Source organism: Delftia sp. NA_296.1, from assembly GCF_052692095.1.
Map to the genome: position 1 here is coordinate 613,554 of NZ_JBQZGF010000003.1, position 21,445 is coordinate 634,998.

Here is a 21,445-nt window from a genome sequence, read left to right on the forward strand (position 1 = left end):
TGCCGCAGTGCTCCGTGGCGCCGCGCATAGCCCGGCAGGGCAAGGGCGTGTCCACATTCAGGCATAGTTGAGGGTTGTGCAGAAAGTAGTGAAGTCCTGGGCATAACCGGAGCTTCTTATTACTTTATTTTTTTATAGTTTGCGTTTTTATACGCGCAACCTATATTTGCTCCCACTTCCCAACAATGCGCAGCGGCGTCCCCAGGCCGTCCTGCGCCGCGGCGTTTTTTCATGATCGAGATTCGGGATCTTTCCCTGACCTACAAGGGCCCCACCGGGCCCGTCCATGCCTTGCGGGGCATCAACCTGCAGATCGAGTCGGGCGAGGTGTTCGGCATCATCGGCCGCAGCGGCGCGGGCAAAAGCTCGCTGGTGCGCTGCCTGAACCTGCTCAACCGCCCGACCTCGGGCCAGGTGCTGGTGGGCGGCCGTGACCTGATGCAGCTCAGCGATGCCGAGCTGCGCACGGCGCGCCGCGACATCGGCATGGTGTTCCAGCATTTCAACCTGCTGTCCTCGCGCACGGTGTTCGACAACGCCGCGCTGCCGCTGGAGATGGCGGGCATGTCGGCCGACGACATCAAGAAGCGCGTGGACCCGCTGCTGGACCTGGTGGGCCTGAGCGCGCTGCGCGACCGCTATCCCGCGCAGATCTCGGGCGGGCAAAAGCAGCGCGTGGGCATTGCGCGCGCGCTGGCCAGCCACCCGAAGGTGCTACTGTCGGACGAAGCCACATCGGCACTGGACCCCGAGACCACGCGTTCCATCCTGGACCTGCTGCGCAAGGTCAACCGCGAGCTGGGCCTGACCGTGGTGCTGATCACGCACCAGATGCAGGTGATCAAGCAGATCGCCGACCGCGTGGCCGTGATCGACGGCGGCGAGATTGCCGAGCTGGGCCCCGTGATCGACGTGTTCACGCGCCCGCAGCAGGCCATCACGCGCAGCCTGATCGACGAGATCGTGCCCCAGCAACTGCCCGAGTCGGTGGCCGTGCGCGTGAACGCGCTGGCCGCCCAGCTGGCGCCCGGCCAGCAAGGCCGGCTGCTGCGCCTGTCGTATGCGGGCGAGAGCGCCTACCAGCCCATCCTGTCGCACCTGATCCGCGAGCTGGGGCTGGACCTGTCCATCCTGCATGGCCAGATCGACGAGATCCAGGAGCAGACCTTCGGCTCGCTGGCCGTCTTCGCCAGCGGCGACGCGGCAAAGATCGATGCAGCCGTGGACCATCTGCGCGCCACCGGCGTGCAGGTGCAGATCGTTTCCACCAGGGATTGAGCGATGTTTGAGAATTTTTCGGAAATGATGCTGGAGCTGTTCGTCAGCTCGCTGTGGGAGACCATCATCATGGTCGGCGTCTCGGGCCTGGTGGGCGGCCTGATCGGCATTCCCCTGGGTGTGTTCCTGCGCCTGACCGACCACGGCGGCGTGCTGCAGAACGGCCCGGCCAACAAGATCGTGGGCTGGATCGTCAATGCGCTGCGCTCCACCCCCTTCATCATCCTGCTGGTGGCCATCATCCCGCTGACGCGTCTGATCACGGGCTCCTCCATCGGCACCTGGGCGGCCGTGGTGCCGCTGACCATTGCGGCAGCGCCCTTCGTGGCGCGCCTGGTGGAGACCGCGCTGCGCGAGGTGGACAACGGCCTGGTGGAAGCGGCCCAGTCCATGGGCGCCACCACGGGCCAGATCGTCTGGAAGATCCTGCTGCCCGAGGCGCTGCCCGGCATCGTGGCGGGCCTGACCATCAGCTTCGTGAGCCTGACCGGCTACTCGGCCATGGCCGGCGCCATTGGCGGCGGCGGCCTGGGCGACCTGGGCATCCGCTACGGCTACCAGCGCTTTTTGCCCGACGTGATGCTGGCCGTGGTCATCATCCTGATCTTCTTCGTGCAGGCCATCCAGAGCCTGGGCGACTGGGCGGTGCGCAGGCTCAGCCACCGCTGATCCACACACCCCGGCGGCCGGCGCGGCCGGGGCGGCAAGCTGCCGCGAGATTGTCTGAACGAGGGATTCCATGAAAAAGCGCGCATTGCTTCAATCGCTGGCCCTGGCCGCCGTCCTGCCCCTGGCGGGAATGGCGGCGCTGCCGGCCCATGCGGCCGACGGCTCGGTCACCATCGGCGTGACCTCGGGACCGCATGCCCAGATCGCCGAGGTGGCCAGGAAGGTGGCCGAGAAGAACGGCCTGAAGGTGAAGCTGGTCGAGTTCGGCGACTTCATCCAGCCCAACGCTGCCCTGTCGCAGGGTGAGCTGGATGCCAACATCTACCAGCACCAGCCCTTCATGGACGCCCAGAACAAGGATCGTGGCTACAAGCTCGTGCCCGTGGCCCGTGCGGTCAACCAGCAGATGGGCGTGTACTCCAAGAAGATCAAAAGCCTGGCCGACCTCAAGAGCGGTGCGCGCGTGGGCATCCCCAACGACCCCACCAATGGCTCGCGCGCACTGATGGTGCTGGCCGCGCAAAAGCTGATCGAACTGAAGACCGGCGCGGGCGCTCGTGCCTCGGTGCTGGACATCACGGCCAATCCGAAGAAGCTGCGCTTCGTGGAGCTGGAGGCCGCCCAGCTGGCGCGCTCGCTGGATGACCTGGACGCCGCCGCCGTCAACAGCAGCTATGCCGTGGCCGCAGGCCTGTCGCCGCAAAAGGATTCGCTGGCGCTGGAAGCCACGGACACGCCGTACGTGACCGTGCTGATCGCCACGCGCGCCGGCCATGAAAAGGACGCGGGCCTGCAGGCCTTCGTCAAGGCCTACCAGTCGCCCGAGGTGCGCCAGTTCATCGACACGCAGTTCAAGGGCGCCTACACGGCGGCCTGGTAAGACCATGGGCGCCCTCGCATCCCACCGGGTTTCCGACGCGGACTTCGTGGCCGCCATCGGCGTGCAATGGCAGCGCCGCCCGCTGGCGCCCGAGCCCGGCCTGGCCGCGCTGCTGGCGCAGGCCCAGCTGGACGATGGCGGCAAGGCCACCGTGGTCCAGGCCGTGGGCATGCTGGTGGTCGACGAATGCGTGGCCCATGGCTACCACAGCATGGACCTGGTCGTGCTGCATTCAGGCACCCCGGGCCTGGACGAGGCGCTGGAGCGCTTCGACAAGCCCCACACCCATGCCGATGACGAGGTGCGCTACATCCTCGAAGGCGAAGGCCTGTTCGGCTTTTTTGATGCCCACGGCGAAGAGCGCGTGCTGCGCGTGCAGCCCGGCGACTACCTGCGCATACCGGCCGGCGTGGAGCACCGCTTCACGCTGACCGCCACGCGGCGCATCAAGGCGCTGCGCCTGTTCGCCGATACGGCGGGCTGGGTGGCGCAATATACCCAGCGGCCCGCCGCTGCCATGGAGGTGCCTGCATGAGCCTGCCTGTCCCGACACTGTTCCAGACACTTGACAATGCGCTGTTCAAGCGCGCCCAGGACCTGCTGGACGAGGAATGGCTGGCCAAGGATGCCGACCTCGCTCCTGTGCTGCCCGTGGTGCTGGCGCGCGGCGTGGGCCAGGACTGGCACAAGGCCGGCACCTTCCGCCACCACCTGGCGGGCGTGGCCCGTTCGCTGGCGCTGTGGCGCCAGCCGCGCGACGTGCGCCTGCTGGGCCTGCTGCACAGCGTCTACGGCAATGCCTTCGTGGACCTGGTCAAGTTCGATGCGGGCAGCGAGCGCGGCCGCCTGCGCGAGCTGGTGGGCGAGGGCGCCGAGCACCTGGTCTACCTGTTCTGCACCATGAGCCGCACGCAGTTCATGCAGAAGATACTGGCCGGCGACCTGGCCGAAGACGGCTCCATGGCGCTGGAATCCGCCGGCCGCAGCCAGCGCCTGAGCGCCTATGAGGTGGCGGCCTTCACCATCGTGAGCATGGCCGATGCCATGGAGCAGTGGTTCAGCTGGCAGGAAGACATCTATTCGCAGTTTCCGCAGGTGCAGAACCAGCGGCAGCAGGGCGTGCACTGGGCGGCCTCGCTGTGGCCCGGCCCCATGCGGCCTGCCAGCCGCATGCTCAGCCAGATCAGCGACCTGGGCCGTGCGCTGCAGCACCCGGCGCTGCGCGCCCAGCTGCCGCTGCCGCCGGTGTTCGACCATTGCAGCCGGCAGCTGTCGCCCGGCGACGAGGCCGCTGCCGTGTCGCTGTACTGGTCGGTGATCCAGCTGGACCAGCCGCTGGTGGACCTGGACGCCGCCACGGCCGTGCTGGAAAGCGCCGTGCGCCTGAACCCCTGGGTGGGCGAGCCGCAGATGGTGCTGGCCCAGCTCTACCTGTCTGCCGGCCGCGCCGACGACGCCGCGCGCGCAGCCGCCAGCGCGCTGCAGTGCTTCAGCGGCTGGGGCAATGCCTGGGACAAGCGCGTGCAGTGGGACGCCTGGATCGCCTGGACGCGCATCCTGCTGCAGTCGGCGCAGCAGGGAAGCTGGCCTGAACGGCTGGACAAGCTCAACAACCTGGCCCTGAAGGGCTGAGATGCAAAAAAGCCTGGCGCGAGAGCCAGGCTTTTTTGTGATGGGAGCGCGTCCGCGCCTTATTTGGCCGGCGCCGTTCCGGCCTTGGCGGCCGGCGCAGCGCTGGCGGGCACGGCGCCATCCTCGATCGCCTCGGGATGCATGGGCCGGCGTGCATAGCGCTGGGCCAGCACGGCGCAGACCATGAGCTGCAGCTGGTGGAAGACCATCAGCGGCAGCACGATGGCGCCCACGGCGCTGGACTCGAACAGCACCTTGGCCATGGGCACGCCGCTGACCAGGCTCTTCTTGGAACCGCAGAACACCAGGGTGATCTCGTCCTCCTTGGAAAAGCCCAGGCGGCGCGCCGTCCACGACGTGATGACCAGCACCAGGGCCAGCAGGATGGACGACAGCAGCAGCAGGCCCAGCAGCGCAGGCAGGGGCGTCTGCTGCCACAGGCCGCTGATGACGGCGGCGCTGAAGGCCGTGTACACCACCAGCAGGATGGAGCCCTGGTCCACGAACTTCACGCGCTTGGCATGGCGCGAGATGAAGCCGCCGATCACGGGCCGCAGCAGATGGCCCAGCACAAAGGGCAGCAGCAGCTGCAGCGCGATCTTGCCGATGGCCTGCAGCGCGTCGCCGCCTTCGGCGCTCTTGTGCAGCAGCATGCTGACCAGGATGGGCGTGATCACGATGCCCATCAGCGTGGAGGCCGATGCGCTGCACACGGCAGCGGGCATGTTGCCGCGCGCCATGGCCGTGAAGGCGATGGCCGACTGCACCGTGGCCGGCAGCGTGCACAGAAAGAGCACGCCCATGTACATCTCGGGCGTGACCAGGGGCTCCAGCACGGGGCGCAGCGCCCAGCCCAGCAGGGGAAAGAGCACGAAGGTGGCCGCGAAGATGGTCAGGTGCAGGCGCCAGTGGCCTATGCCGGCAAAGATGGCCTCGCGCGAGAGCTTGGCGCCGTGCAGGAAGAACAGCAGGCTGACCATGAGCGTGGTCGCCACCTCCAGCCATTGCGAGACGGCGCCCGAGGCGGGCAGGAAGCTGGCCAGTGCCACGGTGGACAGCAGCATCAGCGTGAAATTGTCAGGGGCGAAGCGGGGGCGTGCCATGGGAAAACTCTCTCCAACTAACTATCGGTTCGTGCAGCCAGGCTGCAAGGCCCCGATTGGACGCCACGGCCATTGAAAAGAGAAATGGATTTATCTGATGGTTTTATAATTTTTCCGTATGAATATCAGCCTGCGCCAGCTGCGCGCCTTCCTGGCTGTGGCGGAAAGCCGCAACTTCAGCCGCGCCGGCGAGCTGATGGCGCTGACCCAGCCCGCCGTCAGCCGCAATGTCACCGAGCTGGAGCAGGCCCTGGGCGTGCAGCTTTTGCACCGCACCACGCGCGAGGTGGAGCTGACCGACGCCGGCCGCCTGCTGCAGGGCCATGCCACGCGCGTGCTGGACGCGCTGGATGAATGCCTGCTCGAAGTCAGCGGCCTGGCCACCCAGCGCCTGGGCAAGGTGCGCGTGGCCAGCAGCCCCACGCTGTCGGCCCACCTGATGCCGCGCTGCATTGCGCGCTGCCGCGAGCAGGCGCCGGGCATCGAGCTGCTGCTGCTGGACCGCATCCAGAGCGACGTGCTGCAAAGCGTGCGCAGCGGCGAGGTGGACTTCGGCGTGGTCATCGACCCGCAGGGCCGCGATGACCTGTACTGCGAAACCATACTCAGTGAACCGTTCTGCCTGGTCTGCCCGTGCACGCACCGGCTGGCTCGCAAGCGCCAGGTGGCCTGGAGCGACCTGGCCGGCCAGCCGCTGGTACTGCTGGACCACGCCTCGGGCAGCCGCCGCCTGATCGACGCCGCGCTGCAGGCCCACGACGCCGAGGCCGCCGTGGTGCAGGAAGTCGGCCACACCACCACCATCTTCTGCATGCTCCAGGCGGGCCTGGGCCTGAGCGTGGTGCCGGAACTGGCCGTGCCGCAGGCATGGCGAATTCCCGCGAGTGGCGACGCCCCCGACGCCCTTGCCAGCCGCCCCCTGCTGCCGCGCGTGCAGCGCGACATCATGCTGGTGCGCCGCCGCCAGCGCGAACTGTCGCCCGTGGCGCAAAGCGTGTGGGATTTGATCAGGGGGGAGGCGGGGCAGCTGTGAGGCTGTGGCCACAGGCCGCCGCATACGGCCTGATCGCCTCGCGCACGCGATCCAGCACCAGCGCGTGGGGCGAGGGTGCCAGCCGCCCGGCGCGCACCGCCTGGTATTGGGCTGGGAGGAACTGGCTGAGCATGTTCTCGGGCAGGGTGCAGGCGGACAGGTTGTCCAGCAGCCGCGCCACGGCGGCGTTCACCGTGGGGTCGGCCCAGTAGTAGCGGATGCGGTCGCTGTAGCTGTAGATGCGCAGCAGCCTTTGGGCGCCGGGATCGGGCTGCTCGCCGCGGTAGTAGCGCTCCCAGTTGGCGGGGCGGCCCAGCATGGCCGACTCCAGCACGGCAGGCAGGTGGGAGCGCTGGGGTGCGTCCACAAGCTGCTCCTCGATGGCGGCCAGCGCGAACAGCGCCTCGCGCAGCGCAAAAGTGGCGCCAGGCCCGACCTTGAGGATGGCAAAGCCGTCCTGCACCAGCTGGCGCAGGGCCTCGGGCCGCTGGTAGTCGGTGGAGTGGGCCTCGAAGACCAGTTGCGGGTGCTGGCGCAGCAACTGCTTGAGGTCGGCCGCTTCACCGGGCGCGTAGTCCACCACGCGCGTGTGATCGAACTCCACCCCGGGCTGGACCACCATGGCAATGATGCGCGGCCAGACGGGGTCCAGCCCCTGTTGCGCGAAGACGTCGCGGTGCACCTGCAGCGTGCGCTGGGCGTCGGCGCGGGCAGTGATTTGCACATGCTCCAGCGCATGCGCGGCGCCGCCGGGCACGGGCACTTCGGTGCCGATCACGTAGACGGGGCCGGGCGCCGGGCAGGTGCTGCCGCGCTCGGCCGCCTGGCAGAGCAGGGCAGCGCGGCGGGCCACGGTTGCGTCGTCCAGCGCCTGGGGGTCGTCTGCGCAGGCCATGCTGGCGTCCAGGTGCAGCTTCACGAAGCCGGCTGCCGCATAGGCGTGCACCAGGTCCTGCGCCAGTTCCATGGCCTCGGCGGCAGGCAGATGCGTCCACGCCGTGGGGCCCAGGTGGTCGCCGCCCAGCAGCACGCGGTCGGGCGGCAGGCCGACGCGGTGGGCGATGGCCAGCACGAAGCGGCGGAAGTCGGCGGGCTGCATGCCGGTGTAGCCGCCGAACTGGTTGACCTGGTTGGCGGTGGCCTCCACCAGCAGGGGCGTGCCGTCGTCCAGCGCCTGGTGCATGGCGGCCTCGATGACCAGGGGATGGGCCGAGCAGATGGAGTAGATGCCGAGTGCGCTGCCTGATGCGCGCGCATCGCCTGCGGCTGCTGGCGTTTGCCCGGAGCGTGACTGCGCCAGGCGGGTGAAGTGGGTGAGATGGGTGGGGTGGGTCGGGTCGGTGGGGTGGGTGAGGTGGGCGGGCATGGTTTCAGCCCTCCATCACCGCGTGCCGCAGGTGCTGCGGCTGTTGTGCCAGCAGCGCGTCGAGCCCCGCAAAGCCGGATGTGCCCTCCATCGGCCCCTTGCTGGAGACGGCCAGAGCGCCGGCCGCATTGGCGTAGCGCAGCGATTGCAGCGCGGTCTTGCCCATGCGCCGGCAGGCGATGAAGGTGGCGCCGAAGCAGTCGCCCGCACCCGTGGGGTCGGCCACGTCCACGGCAAGGGCGTCGAGGTCGATGCGCTCGTCGGCACTGAAGTAGCTGCAGCCGTCGGCGCCGCGCTTGACCACGATTTCGCGCACGCCGCGCGCGAAGATCTCGGCGATGGCGCCGGCCTCGTCGGCCGAGCGGGCCAGCTGCGTGACCTCGTGGCCGCTGGGCAGGAAGATGTCGGTGAACTCCAGGATGTAGGCCAGGGCTTCGCGCATTTCGGGGATGCGCAGCATCTCCTTGCGCACATTCGGATCGAAGGACACGGTGCCCCCCTGGGCCTTGACGATCTCGATGGCTTTCTTCATGGCATCGATGATGCGAAACGAGAACAGCGACGAGCCCATGACATGGAAGTGCGCGCAGTCCTTGAGCACGGCCTGGTTGACCTGCTCGGGCTGCAGCTGTGCCGAGGCACTGTTGGTGATGTTGAAGATGAAGTCGCGCTCGCCGCTGTCGCGGTAGGTGACGAAGGCGCTGCCCGTGACGACGCCCTTGCACACGGCGATGGCGCTGGTGTCCACGCCGTCGCGGCGCAGGCGGTCGATGTTGAGCCAGCCAAAATCATCATCGCCCACGCAGCCGATGATGGCGGCCGGATGCCCCAGCCGGGCCACCTGGTCGATGAAGATGGCGGGCGCCCCGCTGGCATAGGGCCCGGCCAGCGGCCCCGGCGCGCGAAAGCTCTGGCCTTTTCGCTCGGCCATGATTTCGACGAGGATCTCGCCCATGGTCATGATGGATTGCATGCTCTCCCTCCCTTTGGAATCAAACCCCGTGCGCCGTTCGCTGCACCGCCGGCCCATGCGTCAGCGCCTGCGCCTGCTGTGCACATCGATGCACACGGCCACCAGAATCACGCTGCCCTTGACGATGAGCTGGTAGAAGTAGGGCACGCTCATCAGGTTCATGCCGTTGTTGATGACGCCGATCATCAGCGCCCCTATCAAGGTGCCCGCAACGCTGCCGTGGCCTCCGGCCAGGCGCGTGCCGCCCAGCACGGCGGCGGCAATGGCGTCCAGCTCCCAGCCCATGGCCGCGTTGGGCTGGGCCGAGTACAGGCGGGAGGTGAGCAGCAGGCCGCCCACGGCCGCCATCAGCCCCGACAGCATGAAGATGGCGATCTTGAGCCGCCCCACCCGTATGCCCGCATAGGCGGCCGCCTCGGCATTGCCGCCTGCCAGATAGGTCTTGCGGCCAAAGACGGTACGGGCCAGCACGAAGTGGTTGGCGGCCAGCAGTGCGGCCAGGATCCAGATGGGCACGGGCATGCCCAGCCATTCGCCGTTGCCGATCCACAGAAAGGCCTCGTTGTCCACCGGCGCCGGCATGCCGCCCGAGACGATATAGGCCAGACCCCGGAAGATGCCCATGGTCGCCACCGTCACGATGAAGGACGGCAGATGCAGCAGCGCCGACAGCGAGCCATTGAGCGCGCCCAGCAGCAGGCCGCACAGCAGCACGGCGGGCAGCACCAGGGCGGGCGCCAGGCCCTGGCCCAGCATCAGGCCGGCCACGCTGCCGGCCAGTGCGACCACCGATCCCACAGAGAGGTCGATCTCGCCCAGCAGCAGCACATAGGTCATGCCGAAGGCCACGATGGCGATGATGGACACCTGCAGCAGCACGTTGCGCAGGTTGCCGCCCGTCAGAAAGGCCGGCGACAGCAGGGAGAACAGCAGCACCAGGGCAGCCAGGCCCATGAGGGTGCCGGCGTGGCGCCGCAGCGATCGCCAGCCACCTCGCAAGCCGTCTCGCCAGGTTTCCTGGCTGTCCGGGATGCCTTCGGCGGCGTCGGAGGCTTTGGAGGAGCCAGGCGCGGTGATGCTCAGTTCGGAAGGGGTCATGGCAGTCCTGCTCCGGTGGCGTGCGCCATCACGGTCTCCTGGCGCAGATGAAGGGTGTCCAGGCTCTGGACGAGGCGCTTGTTGCGCATGACCAGCAGGCGGTCGCTCATGGCCAGTGCCTCGGGCAGCTCCGACGACACCAGGATGACGGCCGTGCCGGCTGCTGCCAGCTCGCGGATCAGGGCATAGATCTCGAACTTCGCGCCCACGTCCACGCCGCGCGTGGGCTCGTCCAGCACCAGCAGCCGGGGGCGCATGGCCAGCCATTTGGCGAACACGATCTTTTGCTGGTTGCCGCCCGACAGCTGGCGCACGGGCTGGTGCAGGCCGGCAACGCGTATCTTCAGCCGCTGCACGCAGGCGCGGGCCAGCGATTGCTCGGCCGCCTCGTCGGTGAGCAGTGCGCCGCCGCGCCCGCTGTGCACCTGCACCATGCAGATGTTGTGCTGCACGGACTGGTCCAGCACCAGGCCTTGCTCCTTGCGGTTCTCGGTCACGAAGGCCATGCCCTGGCCAATGGCGTCGGCCGGCGAGCGCAGGCGCAGCGGCCGGCCGTGCATGAGGATGCTGCCCGTGCAGCGGTGCATGCCGAACAGCGCATCCATGACATCGGACCGGCCCGAGCCCACCAGCCCGAAGAAGCCCACGATCTCGCCCGCATGGACCTCGAAGTCAATGTCTTCGAAGCGCCCGGCCAGGCCCAGGCCGCGCACCTGGAGCAGGGCGCGCGTGCTGCGGTCAGGGGCGGGGCCGCGCGGCGGATAGATGTCCTGCATCTGGCGCCCCACCATGAGCGCGATCAGCGCCCCGATGTCGGTCTCGTCCCGCGCCAGGGTGCAGATGGAGCTGCCATCGCGCATGACGGTGATCTCGTCGGAGATGCGCATGAGCTCGTCCATGCGGTGCGAGACGTAGATGATGGCGCGCCCCTCGGCCTTGAGGCGGGCGATGAGGGTGAAGAGAATCTGCGCCTCGCTGTCGCTGAGCGAGGACGTGGGTTCATCCATGATGATGATGCGCGCGGGCTGGGCCAGCGCCTTGGCGATCTCCACCAGCTGGCGCTGGGCCAGCGACAGTTCGGCCACCTGCGCGTTGGGGTCCAGGTCCATGCCCAGGCGGGCCAGCAGCGCGGCGGCGTCGCGGCGCAGTGCGCGGCGGTCCACGCAGCCGGCCCGCTTCGGGAGCCGCGCGGCGAAGAGGTTGTCCGTCACGCTGAGGTTGGGCGCCAGGCTCAGCTCCTGGTGAACGATGGCGATGCCGTGGCGCTGCGCATCGGCGGGGCTGGCCAGCTCGGTGCCGGCACCCTCGATCAGCAGCTGGCCGCCATCGGGCCGGTGCACGCCGGCCAGGATCTTGAGCAGGGTGGATTTGCCGGCCCCGTTCTCGCCCAGCAGCGTGTGCACCGTGCCTGCGCGCAGGCGGAAGGACACGCTTTTGAGCGCCTGCACGGCGCCGAAGGATTTGGCCAGCGCCTGGGCCTCGAGCATGGGGGGCGGCGCAACGGCGTCGAGCATGGCACGGCCTGGGTGGCTGTGTGCAGTGGGGCCTGGCATGGCGGGCTCCGCAGGTCCATTTACCTGGCGGCAGCCGTGTACACGCCGGGCAGCACGGGGTGGAATTTTTCCACCGGCTTGCCCGACAGCAGCTGCGCGGCAATGGCCACGGCTTGCAGTCCCAGCTGGTCGGGGTACTGGCGGATCACGCCCACGAAGGCCGGTTCGCGGTCCACGGCCGCGCGCGCCTCGGCCATGCCGTCAAAGCCGACGATCTTGACCTGCTCCAGCTTTCTTGCGCCCTTGACGCTGGCCAGTGCAGCCAGGGCCGCGTCGTCGCCAAATCCGAAGATGCCCGCGAGATCGGGGTGGGCCTGCAGCATGTTCTGCGAAGCGGCCAGGGCCTCGGCACGCGTGATGCCCGGCTGCACGGAGACGATCTTCATGCCGGGAAAGGTGGCGATGGCGGCCTTGAAACCCTCCACGCGATCGACCACGGACTGTATGGACGGGTAGTGCAGCACGCCGATCTGGCCCTTGCCGCCCGTGGCGCGGCCCATGAGCTGGCCGGCCAGCACGCCGCCGGCGCGGTTGTCGGTGGCCACGTGCGATGCGACCTCGACCCCGCTGGCGGCAATGTCCACGGTGATCACGGGAATGCGGGCGGCGGCAGCCTTGAGCACGGCGGCCTTCACGCCCCGGGAATCGACGGGAGACAGGATGATGGCATCGACCTTCTTGCTGACGAAGTCCTCCACATCGGAGATCTGCTTGCCCAGGTCCTGGTTGGCAATGCTCAGGTCCAGTTTCAGCCCCTGCCGCGCGGCTTCCTGCTGCATGGCCTGGGCCAGCTCCAGGTAGAACGGGTGCTGCTGCGTGAGCAGGGACACGCCGATGGTGCGGGCAGGGCTGGGGCCGGGGCCCGGCTGTGCAAGCGCCGGGCTGGCCGGCAGGCCGAATGTGAATGCGCCGGCCAGCATGCGCCGGAGAAACGTGTTGCGGTCCATGGCTGTCTCCCTCCCTCTGTCGTTGTGGAAAGCTCAGGTTCTGGCGAATTCGATGCGGCCCTCGGCCTTGCGGGTGGCTTGCAGCCGGTGGTGCGCCAGCAGATCGAAGGCGCTCGGCTCCATGTCCTGGTGGGCGCACAGGCCGTCGATCTGGGCGATGTCGCAGACCGGGTGACCGCCCGTGGTGCTGTCCAGATCCAGGGCCAGCGCCACGGCCTTGGTGCTGTGCTCCACGGCTGCCGAATACAGGCGAGCCGCGCCCGGGTCGCGGCACAGCAGGCGGTTGCGGTCGTCGATGCCGCAGATCTCGAACAGGCAGATGTCCAGCGGCCGGGCCCGCAGGCCCGCTTCTGCCCCGGGGCCGATGAGGCCGGGCTCGTCGCCGGCCAGCGTGCCGCCCGTGACGTGGATGGCGCAATCGAGAAACTGCCGCGCCGTCGCCACCATGGCCAGGTCGTGCAGCGTCAGCGCAATGCCCTGGCGGCTGGCCAGCAACGGCAGCACGCGGTGGGTGATGCGGCCGCTGCCCAGGAAGACCGAGGCGTCGTCCTCGATCCAGCCCAGCGCGCCCTGGGCCACCTGCGCCTGCGCCGGGCCTTGCGCGGCGGCAGGGGCGCCGGGCAGCTCGGCGGCCGTCTTGAGCAGGGCCGGGTTGTAGCGCGCCTTGCCGAAGGCGCGCACCACATAGCCTTGCTGCTCAAGGTAGTGCAGGTCGTTGCGGATGGTGACGGTGGAGACGCCGAAGAGCACGCTCAGCGCCTCCACCCGCACCTCGTCGGTCTTGCGCGCCAGCTCCACGATCTGCAGCCTGCGCTTGAGTGAACTGTTGCCTTGGTCCTGCATGGATTCTTTCGATTCGAAAGTTTTTTATTTCGTATCGAAAGTTTCCCTGCGTGCAAACGCCACGTCAAGCGCTCCCCGGGTATTCACCGGGGCGTCCGCTCCGGGGAGGGCTATCGGCTGGCCACGCCCAGGTTCACGACCACCGGGCGCTGCAACTGCGCCGTCCAGGCCCGGTAGGTCCGGTGGGCCAGGGCGTTCAGCACGGGAATGCGCAGGTCCAGGTGGCGCAGGATCTCGCTCTCGGTCTGCGCCGCAGGGCCGCGTGCGCGCAGCAACTCGTCATGGCCTTCGGTGCACCAGGCAGCCACGCTGGTGGCGGTCACTTCCATGTGGCCCTGGAAGGCCCAGTGCCGGCCGTGGCGAAAGCCCTTGTTCAGGCAGTGGCTGCCGTACATGGTGCGCACGGCGCCGCGCGGGATCTCGAAGGTGTCGTAGTGCCAATGGAAGATCGTCGCCTCGCGCGGCAGGTCCATGACCTGCTGGGCGGCGGCCGTCACCCAGATGCGGCTCCAGCCAATGTTGGGGCAGGGGTTGCGCCAGACCCTGGCGCCCATGGCGCGCGCCAGCATCTGTGCGCCAAAGCAGTGGCCGAGCACGGGGATGTCGCTGCGCAGCGCATCGGCCAGCAGGGCCTGTTCATCCTCCATCCACGGCAGGCCCTCGTTCACGCTGTGGTTGCTGCCCAGCACCACGATGCCGCTGTAATCGGCAGCGTGTACAGGGGCTGTGCCATCGAGGGCGGGCTGCAACAGTCGGTAGGGAATGCACTGCTGCTCCAGGTGTTCACGCAGAACGCCGGGGCCCTGGGCGGATTCGTGCTGGAGGATGGCGACAGGTCTCATGGCGGCGCGGCTTCATCGGGAAGCCATTTGTTGTGAGGCCTTGACTCTAGGGACGGCTGCCTCAAGGGCGGATTGTGTTTGCGCACAACGCCATCAAGGCCGCATCAAGGCGCCCCATGCCTTGCGCAGGTCCAACGCAAAAAGGCGCCACGGCCGTGGCGCCTTTGATGGTGGCAACTACGTCAATCGTGGTGCCGCCCGGAGCGCTGCGGGCCCGCCTGCCTGCCACGGCGGCGCAGTCCCAGCGCCGCCGCGCCCAGCAGGAGCAGGGAGGCCCAGGCCCCGCCCACGGGGATGGCTGCGACGGAGTCGCTGCCTGGGACATCGTCCGCGCCAGGCGTGGTCTTGGTGGTGGTCGCAGTGCTTGAGTCGACATCGCCCGTCGCCTGGGTCTGGGTGACCGTGATGGTCACCGATCCCTTGGGCAGGCCGCTCACGTCTGTGGCAGGAGTGGTCCAGTGGCCATTGCCATCGCAGGGCACGGTCACCACCACGGCCTTGGGTGCCGTGCCGATGGTCACCGTCACGCTGCCGCCGCCGGCCGTGCAGGTGCCAGAGAGGATGTAGCCGCCCTGGTTGCCCGCGTCAATCGGGGGAGGATTCACCACCGTGACCGAGGGCGTGGTGGGCGGCGTGGTATCGACCTTGGTGACCGTGGCATCGGCCGTGCCCGAATTGCCGGCGGCATTGGTCTGAGCCACATGGATGCCCACCGTGCCCGCAGGCAGTGCGCTCAAGTCGGTGGCGGGGATGGTCCAATCGCCATTGCTGTCGCAGGGCGCAGTGGCCACCACCGCGTTGGGCGCCGTGCCTATGGTCACCGTGACGCTGCCTGCGCCGACCGTGCAGGTGCCAGAGAGGATGTAGGCGCCCTGGTTGCCGGCATTGATCTGGGGCGGGGTGCCCACTGTGACCACAGGCAGCGTGGTGTCTGCCTTGGTGACGGAGACATTGGCAGTCCCTGTATTGCCAGCCGCATCGGTCTGGCTTGCCTGGATGGGCACCGTGCCCGCAGGCAGCCCGCCCAGGTCGGTGGCGGCAGTGGTCCATTGGCCGTTGCTGCTGCACGCTGCGATGGCTTCCACGGAGTTGGGCGCCGTGCCGATGCGCACCCTGACATCGCCATCGCCGGCCGTGCAGGTGCCCGAGACGGTGTAGCCGTGCTCATTGCCGGCATTGATCGCGGCTGCGTTGTCCACCGCGACCACGGGTGCCGTCGTGTCCGTGGCTGCGGCCGTGGTCTTGGTGGTGATGACACTTCGCGTGCCGGTGTTGCCGGCCGCATCGGTCTGGGTGGCCGTGATGTCCACCGGACCCAGGGGCAGGCTGGCCACATTGGCAGCGGGCGCCGTCCAGGCTCCGGCTGCATTGCAGGCCGTCGTCATGGTCACGAACTTCGGGGCCGTGCCGATGGTCACCTTCACATGGCCATCGCCCGCGGTGCAACTGCCTGCGACGATGTAGGCCTCCTGGTTGCCTGTATTGATCACCGGGGACGTGGTGATGTCTACCTCAGGTGGCGTGGTATCTCCTTGCGCTGCCGTGCAGTCGGCAAGCGAGGCTTGCGAATGGCCCAAGACGAGGTTGACGTCGGCGAGGGTGGGTATTTTCGCGCCAATGCGCAGGGCATTGACTTCCATTCCCCCATCCACGGGAGTTTGCTCATTGAAAACGATTTCCAGGATTCCGGTATTCAGTCCGGTATTGGGGGGTAGATTCAGTGGAATTGGGACAGGGATACCGAGCACGGAGATGCTCAGGTTCTCGATGGTCGCGGCCCCGGTGGGTTGGATGGCGCCATTGACGCAGGTTGCATGCACTTGGGACTGCAGCACATCAGCCTTGATGGCCACGACGCCAGCGATGGACAGGTTGATGTCACTGATGCCTGCGGTTGTTTCGACGCGGTTTTGCGCCAGCGAGCTCCCGGTGCTTGCCGAGAGCACACCCGCCTTCAATGAAATCAAGCTGTTGGTGGCGCCCCCGATGTCTGCAGCAAGCATTTTCCCGGAGACATTGAACGCCGGCGGCGCACTCTGCAGTCCGGTATCTACCAGCGGGATATCCAGCCCGAGGTCTACCAATGAAACGCCGGCCTTCACTTCCAGCGCATAGCCGCGACCTTCCCCTGCCGAGGCGGCCCATGCGGTGCCACCTGTCCCAAAAACGATTGTGCAGCTGACTGCCATTGCCGCCGTAAAGCCGGCCAATTTCCGTCGATTTCCCGCGCCACGCTTTTGCATGCCATCGCCCTTTCATGAGTTCCTGAATTGAATGACCATCAAGCCGATGAATGGCTTGCCTGTTTTCAAAAGCGGAATCTAAAGGGTTGATTGCGTTTTGTAATGATCTTTTTGATGAAAATCGGATTTTCAGAGTCGTCCTAGGATTATTGAGGAAATGGGATTTATCCTAGGAATAGCTTATTTGATCTCGGATGTTTCTGATTGATTATGAAAATACCGTTTTTCAAGAGCTTCTGAGAAGTGTCCTGGCCGGGTTTTCGAGGCGCTTGGCATGCCCCCGCAATTTGTCCTACGCAGCAATTCGCCTGTGGCCTTGCCGCAGGGTTGGACAGGTGCGGCCCAGCACGCAAGGGGCCGCAGCCGGGGTGCGTTACGGCTTGGGTGTTTGCCTGCCCAGGCGCAACTCGCTGACCAGCACGCCGCCCACGATCAGCGCGGCCCCCAGGATGGCCAGCCCCGGCAGCCGGTCGCCGGCCATGCGTCCCACGATGCCGGCCCAGACCGGCTCGCTGGCATAGATCACGGTCGCACGCGTGGGCGACAGGGACTTCTGGGCCCAGTTCATGGTCAGCTGGATCAGGATGCTGGCGCAGGCCATGGCCACCGCGGCGGACAGCCAGACCCAGGAGAAATCGGGCACGGACTCGCCCGCCACCGGCATGGCCAGCAGCGCCATGACGCCGGCCGCCAGCAACTGCACCGTAGTCACGCGCCGCGCATCGACCTTGCCCGCGAAATGCCCGATCAGCAGCACCTCGGCCGCAATGGCCAGCGTGCTCAGCATGGTTGCCATCTCGCCCACGTTCAACTCCATGCCGCCGGACTCCGGTCCCGCCACCAGCATCAGGCCCGTGAAGGCCAGGCCGATGCCTATCCAGCTCATCAATCGCGGCGGCTTGCCCATCACCAGCCATTGCACAAGAGGCACCAGCGGCACATACAGCGCCGTCAGAAACGCCGACTTGCTGCTGCTGATGGTCTGCAGCCCGAAGGTCTGCAGGCCATAGCCCAGGAAGATGCTGGCGCCGATGGCGATGCCTGCCACCAGCTCGGTGCGCGTGAGCCCGGCCATGGCCTTGCGAAACACCAGCAGCCCGATCAAACCCGCCGTGACAAAGCGCAGGCCCACAAAGAACAGCGGCCCGCTGTGCTGCATGGCCAGGTGGACCACGAGAAAGGTGCCGCCCCAGACCATGGTGACGGCGATCAGGGCCAGCTCCTGCCGGCTGAGCAGTGGCGTGCGCGAACTGTGAGAAGATGACGTGTGCAACATATTGCGCAGATCATATGAGAAATATATTGCACAGCGCTGGCGAGCGCTCCGATGTCCTGGCTTTTGTCAGCGAAAACCTGCGCCGCCTGCGCCAGCGTGCAGGACTGAGCCAGGCGGCCCTCGCCGAGGCCGCAGGCCTGAGCCGGCGCATGGTCGTGCAGCTGGAAGGCGGCGACACCAACATCAGCCTGTCCAGCCTGGATCGGCTGGCCGACGCGCTGGGCGCCAGCTTCATAGAAATCGTCAGCGACCCGGCCGCGCAGCGCCTGCGCATGGACGCCATGGCCTGGCGCGGCACCCGGCCCGAAAGCCAGGCCATGCTGCTGGGCAGCGTGCCTGCCACGCGCGAGGCCCAGCTGTGGTCCTGGTCCCTGGGCCCCGGCGAACGCTACCAGGCCCAACCCGACCCGGAAGGCTGGCACGAAATGATCGTCGTGGTCGAAGGCCGCCTGCTGGTGGACCTGAGCGAAGGCCCCATGACCATCGAGGCCGGCGACTATGCCATCTACGGCAGCGCCCAGGACTACGCCTATGTGAACCTGCACGAAGGCGTGACGCGGTTCATCCGGAATGTGATTTCGTGAGGGCGTTGCAGCGGTCTGTGCCGTGCTCTGGGCAAGGCACTGTCGTCAGTGAAATGCGGTGGGCTGCGGTGCCGCTTCAGACTGGCAGTTGAAGAAATACACAAGGTCGGACGCTGTCATGACGCGGCCGTAATGGGGATTGGATTGCGCGCCTTCCAGTGACCTGCCCGAGCGGCGTGCAATGGCTGGCGCAACGCTCATGTCCAGATCATCACCGTCCAAACCGAGTTCTTCCTCAAGCCGGTCGGGTGCGCGGACAGGGAAGCTCTTTTGGTAGCTGAGCAGTTCTCCCTGAAGCTGTTCATACACAGCGCGGACTACCAAAGGATCTGTGCTGCGCAAATCAAAGGAACGGGCAAAGCCGAAGATCGACTCGCCGTTTTTTCCGGGGCTGGCACATCGTGGGCGCTGTCCATGTGCTGCTGGCGCTGATCTTTGGCGCGGCCTATTCGTTCACGGGTTGTGCGCGCCGCAGCAGCTGTGCGTGCAGCGGACCCAGGCGCGCTTCGATGCGCTGGCGTTCGCTTTCGCCAAAGACGGCCGCCTTGTCCCGCCCGTCAGGCTCGAAGCGCTGGTCCAGTGCCTTGGCATGCTGGCGAAGGCGTGCGGCGATGCGCTGGCGCGCCGCCTCGCCTGCATGCAGGTCGAAGCGCCGGGCTATCTGCTCCATGGCTTCGGCATCCAGCTGGCGATAGTGCAGCACAGGAACGCCCTGGCTTTCGTGCAGATCCCGCATCCGCTCCATCATTGCCTGCAGCACGCGCATGCGGTGGTCGAGCACGGAGACAAAGGGTTGGCTGCCACTGCCGCAACAGAAAACCGGACCGGCGCCAGCCAGCGACGGGTCGCCCGACATGTGCCGGCCGGCCTGCCTGTGGTGTGAGGCCAGGATCTCCACAGGATCGCGGACCAGCATCAGGCCGGGCACCTCGGGGTAGAGATCGTGCAGCAGCTCCCACTGGAAAATGTCCCAGGCATTCCACTTGACCACCAGGTTGCGACGCCCCGGCACGGCCGCGGTGATGGCCGACACCAGGCCGGCAATGCCATCGCGCTTTTGCGCCCGGTCCAGCGAGCTGTCCAGCAGCAACTCGGTGAACACAGGTGGCTCCGACAGGACCAGCGTGCCGTCCAGTTCGGAAAGGCAGCCCGAGACCAGGGTGGAGCCGCAGCGCGAGAGGTGGAAGATGAAGCCGGCAGGCGGATGGCCCCCAGGCCTGGGAAGGGATTCCGCGCACAGGCCGGCCAGCGGCGTGCGCGGCCGGATGAACTGGTTCAGCAGCCTGCGCTGCAGGCAGCGGCTGATGTACTCGTCATGAAACGGCTCGGTGGCAGCGCCGTCCGGCAGGCACCAAAGAATGCTGCGCGTGCGTGCCTCATACCTGTGTGGCAGCCAGCCACCGGCCAGCAGTGCGGCAGTTGGCACGGCGGCCGCCTGGTTCAACTGCTGCAGCGCCTGCATGAGCCGGCCATCGTTCCAGGCGGGAAGACACCACAGCAGGCGCAGCTGCACCAGTAGCGACTCCATGCTCCTGGCCTGCTGGAACAGGGTGTGCTGCCGGGGGCTTGCGATCAGTTCGGCAAAGGCCGCCTGCAGCTCATGCATGGGCGTGTCCCTTGCCGATGCTGTCTGCCAGCCAGGCGTTGGCAAGGCAGTCGATGACCAGGTGGGTGCGGTCCCGGGTGCCCCGGTTCACCACTTCATGCGTGGCATCGGCATTGAAATACCAGAGCTCCCCTGCGGCCATGGGGATCGTGCGGCCTTCCACGATGAACTGCACATCGGGATGTGTGTGCACGGGCACATGCAGCCGAGCCTGGCCATGCGCCAGGCCCAGCCCACGGTCGCGATGGGGCTTGATGGATGAGCCGGCCTTCAGCTGCATCAGGCGCACAGAGCGCAGCGGGCACTGCAGTTGCTCCAGCACCTGGCGTATGGCGGGGCAGTGTTGCAGCAGGGGCAGGTCCTCCCAATCCTCCTCGGGGTCCTCGATGGAGAAGCTCTGGAGAATGGGGTGGGCCGCCACATGCTGGCGCTGGCAGCGCAGCGGCATCACACGCCATACGCCTTCGTAGCCGCCGTGGTTCACGTGGTCGCACCATGGCGAGGACAGCAGCGCATCCACCTCGTCGCGCAGCGCCTGCAGCGCAACCCTGGCATCAAGCCGCGCAAACAGGGGCGTGCCGGCACAGGCGTCTTCATGCGCGCAGGGCAGGGCGGGCCTGGCATTCATTGCAGCGCCTTGGCCAGTGGCAGGGGGCAGGTCATCAGCGGCGCCATGCCCTGGACGGGCGTGCCCGGCGCCGTCAGCAACGCCTGCAGGCGCGAAACACATGCGGCCACGCTGAGCTGGTCCGTGCGCAGGGTCAGCTCCGCTGCCACAGGAGGTTCATAGGGCGAGTCGATTCCGGTGAACTGACGCAGTTCGCCGCGGCGCGCTTTTCTGTACAGGCCCTTGGGATCCCGCCGCTCGGCAACGGACAGGGGAACATCCACGAACACCTCCAGGAAGTCACCCTTGTCGAACAAGGCCCTGGCAGTGTCGCGCTCGCTACGGAAAGGGGAAATGAAGGCCGCGATCACGATCGTGCCCGCATCCACGAAAAGCCGGGCGACCTCCGAGACCCTGCGGATGTTCTCCGCCCGGTCTTTTTCGGAAAAGCCCAGATCGCGGTTCAGCCGGCTGCGGATGTTGTCTCCGTCCAGCACATAGGTACGCTGGCCCGCCGCGTGCAGATGCGCCTGCAGCGCATTGGCGATGGTCGATTTGCCGGACCCCGAAAGTCCGGTCAGCCATATCGCAACCGCTTTATGACCATGCAGTATCTCCCGGTCTTGCCTTGAAACGGAAGACAGTTGGTCATGTATGTCGGGCGGCGGATTCTGGCCGGAAAACAGCATGGATTCAATACGGGAAGGAAAGGCCTGGAGTGGATGCTGAGCGCATCAGGTAGGCGGGAATATCGGTGGATTGTAAGAAGTTTTCAAGAAGAAATTGCTGAAGCGGTTTTTCGTTGTGTGGCCGGATTCAAGCGCTTTCATTGGTCATATATTTTCTTCTTCAGAGGAGGATGGCGGACAAGAGATGTGCTTTTGGTGATCATCAGTAAATGCTTATATTTTT

Annotated in this window: 21 protein-coding genes; 7 read left to right on the forward strand and 14 right to left on the reverse strand. The window is 67.0% G+C overall.

The annotated features are described in order from the left end of the window. The first annotated feature begins 231 nt into the window (after window positions 1-231). The 5 genes from ACUTR7_RS10665 (at window position 232) to ACUTR7_RS10685 (ending at window position 4,459) form a co-directional block, all read left to right on the forward strand. Window positions 232-1,278: a methionine ABC transporter ATP-binding protein gene (locus ACUTR7_RS10665; protein WP_012205010.1), complete on the forward strand. Its 1,047-nt coding sequence runs from the start codon at window positions 232-234 to the stop codon at window positions 1,276-1,278. Between the two features lie 3 nt (window positions 1,279-1,281). Next, complete coding sequence (locus ACUTR7_RS10670; protein ID WP_012205011.1) at window positions 1,282-1,947, forward strand: methionine ABC transporter permease; 666 nt, start codon at window positions 1,282-1,284, stop codon at window positions 1,945-1,947. A 70-nt stretch (window positions 1,948-2,017) separates the two neighbouring features. Then, window positions 2,018-2,827, forward strand: a complete 810-nt coding sequence (locus ACUTR7_RS10675; RefSeq protein WP_012205012.1) for a MetQ/NlpA family ABC transporter substrate-binding protein — start codon at window positions 2,018-2,020, stop codon at window positions 2,825-2,827. 4 nt (window positions 2,828-2,831) lie between these two features. Continuing rightward, complete coding sequence (locus ACUTR7_RS10680; RefSeq protein WP_445608809.1) at window positions 2,832-3,362, forward strand: cupin domain-containing protein; 531 nt, start codon at window positions 2,832-2,834, stop codon at window positions 3,360-3,362. After that, complete coding sequence (locus ACUTR7_RS10685) at window positions 3,359-4,459, forward strand: DUF6817 domain-containing protein (RefSeq protein WP_445608810.1); 1,101 nt, start codon at window positions 3,359-3,361, stop codon at window positions 4,457-4,459. Before ACUTR7_RS10680 ends, ACUTR7_RS10685 begins: the two co-directional genes overlap by 4 nt. Window positions 4,460-4,518: 59 nt before the next feature. On the opposite strand, the gene ACUTR7_RS10690 is transcribed toward ACUTR7_RS10685, so the two are convergent. Further along, window positions 4,519-5,562 carry a bile acid:sodium symporter family protein gene (locus tag ACUTR7_RS10690; protein ID WP_445608811.1) on the reverse strand — a complete coding sequence of 348 codons (1,044 nt, stop codon included), beginning with the start codon at window positions 5,560-5,562 and terminating at the stop codon, window positions 4,519-4,521. Window positions 5,563-5,680: 118 nt separating this feature from the next. On the opposite strand from ACUTR7_RS10690, the gene ACUTR7_RS10695 reads away from it, so the two are divergent. Next, complete coding sequence (locus tag ACUTR7_RS10695; RefSeq protein WP_445608812.1) at window positions 5,681-6,595, forward strand: LysR family transcriptional regulator; 915 nt, start codon at window positions 5,681-5,683, stop codon at window positions 6,593-6,595. Here ACUTR7_RS10695 and ACUTR7_RS10700 read toward each other — a convergent pair. From ACUTR7_RS10700 to ACUTR7_RS10740, 9 genes are all read right to left on the reverse strand, one after another. Further along, a complete protein-coding gene (locus ACUTR7_RS10700; protein ID WP_445608813.1) occupies window positions 6,570-7,961 on the reverse strand; it encodes a D-tagatose-bisphosphate aldolase, class II, non-catalytic subunit in 1,392 nt (463 codons plus the stop codon). The two genes, ACUTR7_RS10695 and ACUTR7_RS10700, sit on opposite strands and share 26 nt — an antisense overlap. Before the next feature lie 4 nt (window positions 7,962-7,965). Further along, a complete protein-coding gene (locus tag ACUTR7_RS10705) occupies window positions 7,966-8,934 on the reverse strand; it encodes a tagatose kinase (protein ID WP_445608814.1) in 969 nt (322 codons plus the stop codon). Window positions 8,935-8,994: 60 nt separating this feature from the next. Next, the gene (locus ACUTR7_RS10710) at window positions 8,995-10,032 is read right to left on the reverse strand and encodes an ABC transporter permease (RefSeq protein ID WP_445608815.1); all 1,038 of its coding nucleotides are present in this window, start codon (window positions 10,030-10,032) and stop codon (window positions 8,995-8,997) included. After that, complete coding sequence (locus ACUTR7_RS10715; RefSeq protein ID WP_445608816.1) at window positions 10,029-11,585, reverse strand: sugar ABC transporter ATP-binding protein; 1,557 nt, start codon at window positions 11,583-11,585, stop codon at window positions 10,029-10,031. Before ACUTR7_RS10715 ends, ACUTR7_RS10710 begins: the two co-directional genes overlap by 4 nt. A gap of 20 nt (window positions 11,586-11,605) precedes the next feature. Then, window positions 11,606-12,532, reverse strand: a complete 927-nt coding sequence (locus ACUTR7_RS10720; RefSeq protein ID WP_445608817.1) for a substrate-binding domain-containing protein — start codon at window positions 12,530-12,532, stop codon at window positions 11,606-11,608. Between the two features lie 33 nt (window positions 12,533-12,565). Further along, complete coding sequence (locus ACUTR7_RS10725; protein WP_445608818.1) at window positions 12,566-13,375, reverse strand: DeoR/GlpR family DNA-binding transcription regulator; 810 nt, start codon at window positions 13,373-13,375, stop codon at window positions 12,566-12,568. A 110-nt stretch (window positions 13,376-13,485) separates the two neighbouring features. After that, the gene (locus ACUTR7_RS10730; protein WP_445608819.1) at window positions 13,486-14,217 is read right to left on the reverse strand and encodes a type 1 glutamine amidotransferase; all 732 of its coding nucleotides are present in this window, start codon (window positions 14,215-14,217) and stop codon (window positions 13,486-13,488) included. 182 nt (window positions 14,218-14,399) lie between these two features. After that, complete coding sequence (locus ACUTR7_RS10735; RefSeq protein WP_445608820.1) at window positions 14,400-15,857, reverse strand: hypothetical protein; 1,458 nt, start codon at window positions 15,855-15,857, stop codon at window positions 14,400-14,402. A gap of 976 nt (window positions 15,858-16,833) precedes the next feature. Further along, complete coding sequence (locus ACUTR7_RS10740) at window positions 16,834-17,736, reverse strand: DMT family transporter (RefSeq protein ID WP_013802833.1); 903 nt, start codon at window positions 17,734-17,736, stop codon at window positions 16,834-16,836. A gap of 14 nt (window positions 17,737-17,750) precedes the next feature. On the opposite strand from ACUTR7_RS10740, the gene ACUTR7_RS10745 reads away from it, so the two are divergent. Next, window positions 17,751-18,320 (forward strand): helix-turn-helix domain-containing protein, encoded by a 570-nt coding sequence (locus ACUTR7_RS10745; protein ID WP_013802832.1) that lies wholly within the window; start codon window positions 17,751-17,753, stop codon window positions 18,318-18,320. Between the two features lie 45 nt (window positions 18,321-18,365). Here ACUTR7_RS10745 and ACUTR7_RS10750 read toward each other — a convergent pair whose 3' ends face one another. From ACUTR7_RS10750 to cysC, 4 genes are all read right to left on the reverse strand, one after another. Further along, window positions 18,366-18,644, reverse strand: a complete 279-nt coding sequence (locus ACUTR7_RS10750) for a hypothetical protein (protein WP_445608821.1) — start codon at window positions 18,642-18,644, stop codon at window positions 18,366-18,368. Window positions 18,645-18,765: 121 nt separating this feature from the next. Continuing rightward, the gene (locus ACUTR7_RS10755; RefSeq protein ID WP_445608822.1) at window positions 18,766-19,926 is read right to left on the reverse strand and encodes a sulfotransferase family protein; all 1,161 of its coding nucleotides are present in this window, start codon (window positions 19,924-19,926) and stop codon (window positions 18,766-18,768) included. Then, on the reverse strand, window positions 19,919-20,554 hold the full coding sequence (locus ACUTR7_RS10760) for an aspartyl/asparaginyl beta-hydroxylase domain-containing protein (RefSeq protein WP_192367861.1): 636 nt from the start codon (window positions 20,552-20,554) through the stop codon (window positions 19,919-19,921). Before ACUTR7_RS10760 ends, ACUTR7_RS10755 begins: the two co-directional genes overlap by 8 nt. Continuing rightward, on the reverse strand, window positions 20,551-21,222 hold the full coding sequence (gene cysC, locus ACUTR7_RS10765) for an adenylyl-sulfate kinase (protein ID WP_192367860.1): 672 nt from the start codon (window positions 21,220-21,222) through the stop codon (window positions 20,551-20,553). The genes ACUTR7_RS10760 and cysC overlap by 4 nt, the downstream gene beginning before the upstream one ends. Window positions 21,223-21,445: the final 223 nt, after the last annotated feature.

Coding starts and splice junctions, on each gene's coding strand:
- ACUTR7_RS10735 (WP_445608820.1), bottom strand. CDS start 15,857: ATGGAAGTCAATGCCCTGCGCATTGGCGCGAAAATACCCACCCTCGCC.
- ACUTR7_RS10710 (WP_445608815.1), bottom strand. CDS start 10,032: ATGACCCCTTCCGAACTGAGCATCACCGCGCCTGGCTCCTCCAAAGCC.
- ACUTR7_RS10715 (WP_445608816.1), bottom strand. CDS start 11,585: ATGCCAGGCCCCACTGCACACAGCCACCCAGGCCGTGCCATGCTCGAC.
- ACUTR7_RS10730 (WP_445608819.1), bottom strand. CDS start 14,217: ATGAGACCTGTCGCCATCCTCCAGCACGAATCCGCCCAGGGCCCCGGC.
- ACUTR7_RS10700 (WP_445608813.1), bottom strand. CDS start 7,961: ATGCCCGCCCACCTCACCCACCCCACCGACCCGACCCACCCCACCCAT.
- cysC (WP_192367860.1), bottom strand. CDS start 21,222: ATGCTGTTTTCCGGCCAGAATCCGCCGCCCGACATACATGACCAACTG.
- ACUTR7_RS10685 (WP_445608810.1), top strand. CDS start 3,359: ATGAGCCTGCCTGTCCCGACACTGTTCCAGACACTTGACAATGCGCTG.
- ACUTR7_RS10760 (WP_192367861.1), bottom strand. CDS start 20,554: ATGAATGCCAGGCCCGCCCTGCCCTGCGCGCATGAAGACGCCTGTGCC.
- ACUTR7_RS10740 (WP_013802833.1), bottom strand. CDS start 17,736: ATGTTGCACACGTCATCTTCTCACAGTTCGCGCACGCCACTGCTCAGC.
- ACUTR7_RS10725 (WP_445608818.1), bottom strand. CDS start 13,375: ATGCAGGACCAAGGCAACAGTTCACTCAAGCGCAGGCTGCAGATCGTG.
- ACUTR7_RS10675 (WP_012205012.1), top strand. CDS start 2,018: ATGAAAAAGCGCGCATTGCTTCAATCGCTGGCCCTGGCCGCCGTCCTG.
- ACUTR7_RS10665 (WP_012205010.1), top strand. CDS start 232: ATGATCGAGATTCGGGATCTTTCCCTGACCTACAAGGGCCCCACCGGG.
- ACUTR7_RS10690 (WP_445608811.1), bottom strand. CDS start 5,562: ATGGCACGCCCCCGCTTCGCCCCTGACAATTTCACGCTGATGCTGCTG.
- ACUTR7_RS10705 (WP_445608814.1), bottom strand. CDS start 8,934: ATGCAATCCATCATGACCATGGGCGAGATCCTCGTCGAAATCATGGCC.
- ACUTR7_RS10670 (WP_012205011.1), top strand. CDS start 1,282: ATGTTTGAGAATTTTTCGGAAATGATGCTGGAGCTGTTCGTCAGCTCG.
- ACUTR7_RS10755 (WP_445608822.1), bottom strand. CDS start 19,926: ATGCATGAGCTGCAGGCGGCCTTTGCCGAACTGATCGCAAGCCCCCGG.
- ACUTR7_RS10695 (WP_445608812.1), top strand. CDS start 5,681: ATGAATATCAGCCTGCGCCAGCTGCGCGCCTTCCTGGCTGTGGCGGAA.
- ACUTR7_RS10720 (WP_445608817.1), bottom strand. CDS start 12,532: ATGGACCGCAACACGTTTCTCCGGCGCATGCTGGCCGGCGCATTCACA.
- ACUTR7_RS10745 (WP_013802832.1), top strand. CDS start 17,751: ATGAGAAATATATTGCACAGCGCTGGCGAGCGCTCCGATGTCCTGGCT.
- ACUTR7_RS10680 (WP_445608809.1), top strand. CDS start 2,832: ATGGGCGCCCTCGCATCCCACCGGGTTTCCGACGCGGACTTCGTGGCC.